The sequence below is a fragment of the Amycolatopsis sp. CA-126428 genome, from assembly GCF_002904335.1.
Taxonomy (GTDB): Bacteria; Actinomycetota; Actinomycetes; order Mycobacteriales; family Pseudonocardiaceae; genus Amycolatopsis.
In genome coordinates this window covers 21,470-28,513 of sequence record NZ_PPHF01000088.1, presented here as the reverse complement: position 1 = coordinate 28,513, position 7,044 = coordinate 21,470, and the positions used below count along the sequence as shown (strand labels likewise).

15 protein-coding genes are annotated in these 7,044 nt (G+C 71.3%); all 15 read right to left on the bottom strand.

All coding sequences use genetic code 11. The annotated features are described in order from the left end of the window. Positions 1-174 precede the first annotated feature (174 nt). The 15 genes from C2L58_RS24160 to C2L58_RS24095 all read right to left on the bottom strand — a co-directional run bounded on the left by C2L58_RS24160 (position 175) and on the right by C2L58_RS24095 (position 6,630). Entirely contained in the window at positions 175-684 is a 510-nt protein-coding gene (locus C2L58_RS24160; RefSeq protein WP_103339896.1) for a hypothetical protein, read from the bottom strand. Beyond that, the gene (locus tag C2L58_RS24155; RefSeq protein WP_103339895.1) at positions 681-884 is read right to left on the bottom strand and encodes a hypothetical protein; all 204 of its coding nucleotides are present in this window, start codon (positions 882-884) and stop codon (positions 681-683) included. The genes C2L58_RS24160 and C2L58_RS24155 overlap by 4 nt, the downstream gene beginning before the upstream one ends. Continuing rightward, complete coding sequence (locus C2L58_RS24150) at positions 881-1,081, bottom strand: hypothetical protein (RefSeq protein WP_103339894.1); 201 nt, start codon at positions 1,079-1,081, stop codon at positions 881-883. Before C2L58_RS24150 ends, C2L58_RS24155 begins: the two co-directional genes overlap by 4 nt. Further along, positions 1,078-1,377 carry a hypothetical protein gene (locus C2L58_RS24145; protein WP_103339893.1) on the bottom strand — a complete coding sequence of 100 codons (300 nt, stop codon included), beginning with the start codon at positions 1,375-1,377 and terminating at the stop codon, positions 1,078-1,080. The genes C2L58_RS24150 and C2L58_RS24145 overlap by 4 nt, the downstream gene beginning before the upstream one ends. Beyond that, complete coding sequence (locus tag C2L58_RS24140) at positions 1,374-1,649, bottom strand: hypothetical protein (protein WP_103339892.1); 276 nt, start codon at positions 1,647-1,649, stop codon at positions 1,374-1,376. The genes C2L58_RS24145 and C2L58_RS24140 overlap by 4 nt, the downstream gene beginning before the upstream one ends. Then, positions 1,646-2,524 (bottom strand): hypothetical protein, encoded by an 879-nt coding sequence (locus tag C2L58_RS48750; protein ID WP_146073657.1) that lies wholly within the window; start codon positions 2,522-2,524, stop codon positions 1,646-1,648. The genes C2L58_RS24140 and C2L58_RS48750 overlap by 4 nt, the downstream gene beginning before the upstream one ends. A gap of 6 nt (positions 2,525-2,530) precedes the next feature. Then, positions 2,531-3,577: a hypothetical protein gene (locus C2L58_RS24130; RefSeq protein ID WP_103339890.1), complete on the bottom strand. Its 1,047-nt coding sequence runs from the start codon at positions 3,575-3,577 to the stop codon at positions 2,531-2,533. An 82-nt stretch (positions 3,578-3,659) separates the two neighbouring features. Next, positions 3,660-4,439: a hypothetical protein gene (locus C2L58_RS24125; protein ID WP_146073656.1), complete on the bottom strand. Its 780-nt coding sequence runs from the start codon at positions 4,437-4,439 to the stop codon at positions 3,660-3,662. Then, positions 4,436-4,831: a hypothetical protein gene (locus tag C2L58_RS24120; protein ID WP_103339888.1), complete on the bottom strand. Its 396-nt coding sequence runs from the start codon at positions 4,829-4,831 to the stop codon at positions 4,436-4,438. Before C2L58_RS24120 ends, C2L58_RS24125 begins: the two co-directional genes overlap by 4 nt. Beyond that, the gene (locus C2L58_RS24115) at positions 4,828-5,223 is read right to left on the bottom strand and encodes a C2H2-type zinc finger protein (RefSeq protein ID WP_103339887.1); all 396 of its coding nucleotides are present in this window, start codon (positions 5,221-5,223) and stop codon (positions 4,828-4,830) included. The genes C2L58_RS24120 and C2L58_RS24115 overlap by 4 nt, the downstream gene beginning before the upstream one ends. Beyond that, entirely contained in the window at positions 5,220-5,396 is a 177-nt protein-coding gene (locus C2L58_RS49305; RefSeq protein ID WP_158264155.1) for a hypothetical protein, read from the bottom strand. The genes C2L58_RS24115 and C2L58_RS49305 overlap by 4 nt, the downstream gene beginning before the upstream one ends. Beyond that, on the bottom strand, positions 5,396-5,755 hold the full coding sequence (locus C2L58_RS24110) for a hypothetical protein (RefSeq protein WP_103339886.1): 360 nt from the start codon (positions 5,753-5,755) through the stop codon (positions 5,396-5,398). The genes C2L58_RS49305 and C2L58_RS24110 overlap by 1 nt, the downstream gene beginning before the upstream one ends. Before the next feature lie 54 nt (positions 5,756-5,809). After that, positions 5,810-6,040, bottom strand: coding sequence for a hypothetical protein (locus C2L58_RS24105; protein WP_103339885.1), 231 nt, complete (start codon positions 6,038-6,040; stop codon positions 5,810-5,812). A gap of 96 nt (positions 6,041-6,136) precedes the next feature. Beyond that, positions 6,137-6,382 (bottom strand): hypothetical protein, encoded by a 246-nt coding sequence (locus C2L58_RS24100; protein ID WP_103339884.1) that lies wholly within the window; start codon positions 6,380-6,382, stop codon positions 6,137-6,139. Continuing rightward, positions 6,379-6,630 carry a helix-turn-helix domain-containing protein gene (locus tag C2L58_RS24095; RefSeq protein WP_158264154.1) on the bottom strand — a complete coding sequence of 84 codons (252 nt, stop codon included), beginning with the start codon at positions 6,628-6,630 and terminating at the stop codon, positions 6,379-6,381. The genes C2L58_RS24100 and C2L58_RS24095 overlap by 4 nt, the downstream gene beginning before the upstream one ends. Positions 6,631-7,044: the final 414 nt, after the last annotated feature.

The following is a 7,044-nucleotide window of genomic DNA, read 5'->3' as shown; positions in this document are numbered from 1 at the left end:
AGGTGAGGGCCGTGTCCGTAATGCGGAATCGGCGGGCGCGCCAGCGCCTGGAGGTGTTGTTGCGTGCCTGGCGCGCCGAGGTGCTGTCGGTCGAGCTGCGGCAGTTCAGTCCGGCCCAGGTGGACGCGGTCGCGCGGGAGCTGCGCGCGCGACGCGAGCCGATGGCCAGCTGAGTCACGGCTGGCTCCCGTATCCGGCGGCGTGCAGCAGCGGCGCGAGGTCGCACAGCAGCAGCCGGACGGGCACCTCGAGGCGGGGTTCGGCGACCGCGAGCACGTCAGGATCGCGCGCGGTTTCGATGATCGCGTGCAGGTCGCCTGCGGTCAGCCAGGCGAGCCAGTGCCCGGGGTCGCTCTTCCCCGCCCGGCGTTCGACGGCGATGCCGTAGTCGGCTCCACTGGCGACGGCCTGGTCCGCGGCGGCGGCGAGCACCTTGCCGACCTGGTTGTCGGTGAAGTCGCTGGAGGAGGTCTTGACCTGCCAGGCGATCCGGGGTGTGCCGTCGATGTCGCCCCGGTCGCGGGACTGGCGGTCGCCGACGCGCCATCCGGTCCGGACGGTGCGCTGCGCGTCGGGCCAGCCGTGTTCGCGCAGCCAGCGCGCGACGGCCTGTTCGGCAGTTTTGCCGCGCCGGTTGCTGGCGCGGCCGATGTCGGCGCGGGTCTGCCGGTCGAGGCTGGTCATGAGCGCACGCTCCGGTGGTGCGGCAGCGGCCGGGCGTAGACGTCGAAGCCCCGTGCGGCGATGGCGTCGCAGATGCGGTTTCGCAGCTCCAGCGCGGCGAAACCGTCAGCTCGGGTCAGCAGGATCTGCTCGATTTCGTCGTCGAGTTCGGTGTTGCGGTGCGGGGCGACGGGGCCGTGCCCGGCGGGCATGACGGTCATGCTGGTCCCCATTCGGTGAAGGCGGCCTTCTCGGCCGGGGTGGGTTCGGTCGGCGGCGTGAGCGCGGCGGCGATGGCGAGCAGGGCGTGGCCGATGCCGAGGTCGAGCCAGAGCCCGGCGTCCTCGTGGGACGGTCCGATCCGGTCGGATTCGGCGAAGCACTCTTCGGCGCGGGCGTAGTGCTCCGGGCCGTTCACCGCACTGCCCGGATCGCGAAGCCCGGGATGCCCAGGCCGAAATCGGGGTCGGAGCTGGCAGGGCGCAGCGGTGCGCGCAGTTCGGTCTCGTCGACCGAGCAGCACGGCCGGTTGGCCAGCAGGCCGGCGGGGACGCCGATCCACCGGAACTTCTCGCCGCACTGGGCGCAGGCGGCCGTGATGGACGCCGAGAACCCGGTGACGGGGCCGCCGTCGTGGGCGGTGAGCCGGGTGACCTCCACGAGGACGTCGAAGCCTTCGTGGGGGCAGGGAAGATCGGGGTTGGCGGTGGTCATCGTCGGGTCCTTCCGTGCCGGGGCGGCACGCAGTCGGGGGCGTGGGCGGTGTAGAGCGGGCGGCCGTGGTCGCGGGCACCGGCGGCCTGGTTGCGGCGCAGCACTCCGGCGATGAGCTGTCCGCCGTGGACGGACAGCGCGACGTTTCCGCGCTCCGGCGCGGGCGTCGGGTTGACCGGCAGCGGCTTGCCCGCGGTGGTCTCGGCCCACAGCACGGGCGCGCCGCAGAGCGGGCATCGTGCGCGCCAGGGCGCGAGGTCGGCGGCGTTCACGGCTGGTCCTGCTCGGGGGCGGACCAGCCCATGACCTCGGCGACGAGCCGACGGCCGCGTGAAGCACGTGCTTCGGCACCGGGGTCGTGGTTGCACAGGGCCGAGCCCCGGTAGCCCTGCTCGTCGCACAGCGGGCAGTTCTCGACCGCGCGGCGGCGGTCGCCGGTCTTGGCGCGCAATTCGGCGTGCCGGGCGTCGACGCGTGTCTCGTAGGCGTCCTGTTCGGCGGCCTGGCGGGCGCGTTCGCACGCCCCGCACCGGGGCGGGTTGTCGTCGTGCTCGTGCTCGACGCACCGCGCGACGGGCGGCGGGGACGCGCGAGCCGGAGTGGACGACCACGGCGGGGAGGGCAGGGGGCGGCGCGGCTCGCGCGCTCGCGCGGTGCCCCGCCCTCCCGGGGAGCCCTGTAAGGGCTCCCGGTCGGGTCGGGTCGGGGGTTCAACGACTCGCTCAGCAGGTGCTTCACCGTCTGCTGAAGCGGATGCTGAAGCACGTGCTTGCTGCTTGCTTCGGGTCTTTCCGCTGGCCAGGCCGCCTTTACGCCCGGCCTCGGCCTTCTTGCGCCGCTCGTTCTCCACTTCTTCGCGGCTGGGGTTGCGCTTCGTGCCGTCGGCGTCGGCGTGCCATTCGTGGAACTCGTAGCCTCCGCGCACTCGCCTCCAGAGACGCGCGGCGACCAGCTTCCGAGCCAGCTCGTCTGCCCCCACCGGGAACAGCCACGGGAGCTGGTGGTCTGGGATCACACCGTCAGTGGTGTTGTCCGACGACCACGAGCCAGCGACTACCCACAGGGCCAGAGCGGCGGGTTCGTCCGCGAGTACCTTGCGAATCTTGTTGTGCGAGTGAAACTTGTCGTCCACTTTGAACCACGTCATGGCGGGTCAGCCCAGTTCGCCGAGAACCGCGTCCAGCGTCGCCTGCGGGTCGTCGCTGTCGAGGACCCGGGCCAGGATGTCGATCGCCTGTGATGCCTCCAGCTTCGTCAGGTCGAGGGATGAGGTGAGCGTCCGCTGCACGAGCAGGCCGACGGTCGAAAGCTTGTCGCCACGGTCGGAGACGTCGAGGTCGCCGAGCTGGGCGTGCAGCTTCTCCATCTGCTCACCGGTGACTGGCTCGGCGGTGTCCGCTGTGGCCGGTGCGGCGTCGGCGGGTTCGGTGTCGTGCTCGTCGTCACCGGGCAGCGACGGCGGCGGCGCGGCCGGGCCGGGATCGGCCGGGGCGTCCGCCGGCGGTGGTTCAGGCGTGGCGGAGGCGGCCTTGGGGGCGGCCTTTTTCGGCCCTGTACGGCGCTGTGCGGTGCGTTTCGGGGCCGGGGCGGCCTCGGGCGCGGCGGGGGCCGGTGAACCGGTCTGGGCGGCCCCGGGGGTGTCGGGAATTTCGCCGTCTTCCAGCTCGTCGACGGTCGCCGCAATGCCGCCCACGACGTCAGCGAACTTCCGGCGGCACAGCCGGGTCGTCGCGCGCGCGTACAGCTTGTCCTCGGGGTAGCCGCCGAGGTCGATGCGTGCCCGCTTGGCCTGATCGGCCGTGAACTGCACACGGGTCCAGGTCTCTTCGTCGCGGCGGCGGCCTTCCAGGACGGCGCGGGTGTCGGTGACCTCGACGTCGCGGATGTGGTGCCCCGCCGCCAGGACCATCGCGCGCATGATCTCGGCGGACTTGCCGGGCTTGCCCTTGACCACGTGGATGTGCTGGAGGCTGGTCATCGGGCCGAGGCCCATTTCGCGGCCGGTGAGGATCGCGGCGGTGACGGCGGCCGGGTTGCCGCGCATCGATTCCGGGACGAACGGGGTGTCGGCGATCTGGCTGGCCAATCGGGACACGTCGCGCACGACGAGAACCCACTGATCCAGCGTGGTCGGGGGCGGAAGTTCCTGCGGTGGCCGGGAAACCTGGTTCGGTGGGTCGTAGCGCTGAAGATCGGTCATCTGGTCCTCGGTCTGCTGTGGTGCGCAGCGACCGGCAGGCGATGGGCTTCTGCGTGGTGCGCGAGGGGTTGGCGGCGGCCGGTTACCCGGCCAGCGGCAGGGGCGGCGGGACGATCACCTCCCCGACGTAGTCGCGGGCGTTCGCGCAGGCGCGGGCGACCTGCTGGATGTAGCGGAACTCCCGTAGCTGGTCCGGCCCGGCGGTCATCGGGTAGAGGTCGGCGCCGTCGGCGCGCACGTGGATCACGGCGCAGCCGTCGACTTCGATCATGGGCTGCTCGTGGCCGGCCTTGTCGAGGTAGGCATCGGCGTAGCGGTATCCCGCGAGCTGCCAGGCGGTTTCGCCGAACACGCCGGACCGGGAAGTCTTGATGTCGCAGAGCAGCCGGGCGCCCAGCGTCGGGAAGTCCGCGACCAGGTCACAGGTCCCGGCCCAGCCGTAGGCGTGCGACACCACGACGAACTCGACCAGCACCGGTTCGAGCCGGAACCGATCGCACAGGTCCACGTAGGCATCGACGTGCCCGGCCAGCGCTTCGGGCACCTCGACTTCCTCGCCGTCCACCACGCGTTCGGCGAGGCCGTGTACCTCGGTCCCGCGCCGCGCGGCCGCGTCGCGGTCGGTGAAGCGCGCCCCGTTCAGCTCTTTCAGCCGGGCCGAGGTCGGCAGCGCGGCCAAATCGTCCCAGTGGTCGATGGCGTATTCCGCGGTCGTGCGTGCAGCCCAGTTCATCAAGGCGGGCTTGGGCACGCCGTCGGACAGGATCGTCGTGACGCCCGGGACCTTCACGCCGTGGGCGTCCACGTAGGAGTGGCCCTTGCCGTGGTTCTTCCGCCGGATCGGCGGGGTGTACTCGCTCACCACGGGTCGTCCACGTCCTGGTCGAACTCGGGGCCGGGATGCGGCCACAGCTCCGCCGGGTCCTGCTCCTCGGCGTCGACGTCGTCCACGGTGTCCTGGTCGAGGGGCAGTTCGACGTTCCCGGTGCGGCGGCCGTAGTGCTCGCGCAGCAGCCGGTGCAGGGTCCCGGTATCCGGGGACGAGGTGGGGCACGGCTCGATGGCCACCAACTCGGCCGTGGCCACGGCCGCGCCGGTCCGGGCGTTGGTGCGGATCTCCCGAGCCCGCAGCAGCACCACGGCGGCGTGGATCTCGCCGGGTTGCTCGATCAGCGACGCGGCGATCGACGGCAGCCCGTTGCGGTCGCCGCCGGGCAGGGCGGACGACAGCTTGACCGAGGTGTCATCGCTCACTTGATCACCACCAGTGCGTTGCGGGCCTGCCGGAGCTTTTTCTCCGCCTTCAGCGCGCGCGTCCGCCAGGCGTCGCGGTCCTCGGTGACGGCGGTGAGGGTGTCCAGCCGGGCCATCAGCTCGGCCAGCGGCAGGTTCAGCGAGTCCCTGGCGCTCGGGGTGGCGGTGCTCTTGCGGGTGCGTCCGGTGTGCTTGCCCAGGTGCGGGCGGATCGAGTTCGGGTTCGGCGAGGTGTAGTCGCAGTGCTGGCAGCCGTAGACGACTGTCCCGTTGGCGAGGGTGAGCACGCGGGTCTGCGGCTGGTAGATCGTGTTGCCGCCGTTGTCGCGGAACGGGGCTTCGCGGGGTTCGTCGGAGACGACCGCGACGCCGTCAACTTCGGTGGCGGTCATCGGCGGACGTCCTGTCCGGTCCGGGGCGCTGGTTCCCGCTCGCCCCAGATGATCAGGCCGAGCACGACGTCGGCGATGACGGCGATCCAGCTCCAGCCGTCGTGGGCGTTGCCGAGGTCGAGCAGGAACAGGCGGAACAGCAGGAGCAGGGCGACGATGCGCAGGCTGTGCATCAGGTGGTCCTTCGCTTGCGGGGGAACTTCAGGTGCGGGCGGCGGCGGGTGACCTTGTACTTCGCCCAGAGGTCGGGGTGGTCTCGGCGCAGCCGGGGAATGTCGACACCGGGCCGTTCCTCGATCTCGCGCACTACGGCCGGCAGGCCGTCGACGGTGCCGATCTCGGCATCGCCGAGTACGGCGAGGAGTTCGGCTTCAACGCGATCGACGTCGGCGCGTGCCCGGCCTGCGGCCGAGCTGGCGCGGCGCCAGCGGGCCAGCAGCTCGGTGTGCGCGTCGAGGCTGACGCTGCGCGCATCGTCGTCCGGGGCCGGTGGCCGCGGTCGCGGCTCCAGGCGGGGTTCATCGGGGTTCACTAGTTTCTCCGAGACGGCGCGGGAATCGTGGCGGCCGGTGGGGACCGGAGCGACCTACCCGGCGGTGGGAGGAGCCCGGTCGGGGTCGGGCTCCTGCGGATCGCCGGGGTCTTCGCCGGGCTCGCCGGGGTCGCGGCGGCGGTGGCGGGCTCGCGCGCCGGGCGCGGCGCCGACCAGGCCGCGCCACCCGCGCTCGAGCCAGTAGCTCAGCCGCCACACCAGCCACAGCGGGGCCTCGACCAGTACGGCGCGTACGGTCTTGGCGTGCGCGGGGCGTTCAGCCATAATTGGTCGCCTTTCAGCAGGAAGGTGGAGTGGTGCGCCCGCCCGCCGGAGCTGGGGGCGTCCAGACGCGGGCGGGCGCACCGGCGCGGTCGGGCCTCAGACCGCGCGTTCCGCTCGCCGGGGACGCGGACGTCCGGCGCGGGTCCGCGTGCTCGGGGTCCCGGCGGGCGGTGGTTTCGGGAGCGGCCGGATCACGGCCGTCGTGCGGGCGATCGCGTCGTCGGTCAGCGGCGGCGCGGCGGCCAGCGCGGCTTCGATGCACGCCAGGTGCTCGCCGGTTGGCCGGATTCCGTGCTTGGCGAGGTACTGCTGTGTCCACTCGCGATCCAGGACGGCGCTCATGCGGCGTCCGCCCCGTCGCGGGCGTAGGGGCCGACGAGATCGAGGTCGGTGAAGACGAACAGACTGCCCCGGGACACGCCGAGGGCGTCTTCGATCCCGGCGGCGGTGTCCACGCGAACTGTCGTCCGCTTGCCCTGCATCAGGAGGTTGATCGCGGTCGGGCTGATCCCGATCTGCCTGGCCAGCCATCGCTGGCTGCCCGCTGCCTGCACCTGCTCGGCCAACGCCGGCAGGTCGCGCACACGCACGGAGACCGTCATACGGAGTGGCCCTTCATCTCACTCGTGGCGCAGCGGTCGGCAGGGATGGGCGTCTGCGTGGTGCGCGTGGATCACGTTTTTCTCGGGGACTGCGACGCTACCGTAATCACGCGGATCGCAGTTCGTCAACCTGTCGCAACAATGTGACGCTGTCCACTTTAGGTTAACGGCTGTCCATGGACACGAACGGAGTACTTCCGCCTACCGAGATACTCCGTCTCAGTGATCAACATCGCTTTAACCAGCGGTTACACCGGCGGCGAAACGCCGGTGACGCCAGTGGTTACACCGGTCTTTACGCCGGTGGTTACACCAGTCTTTAACATTAAGACGCAATGACATGCGCAGGCTATTATGCCAATAATACAAAATGTCAAAATGGCAAAAGCGCGCCCGCTTGAC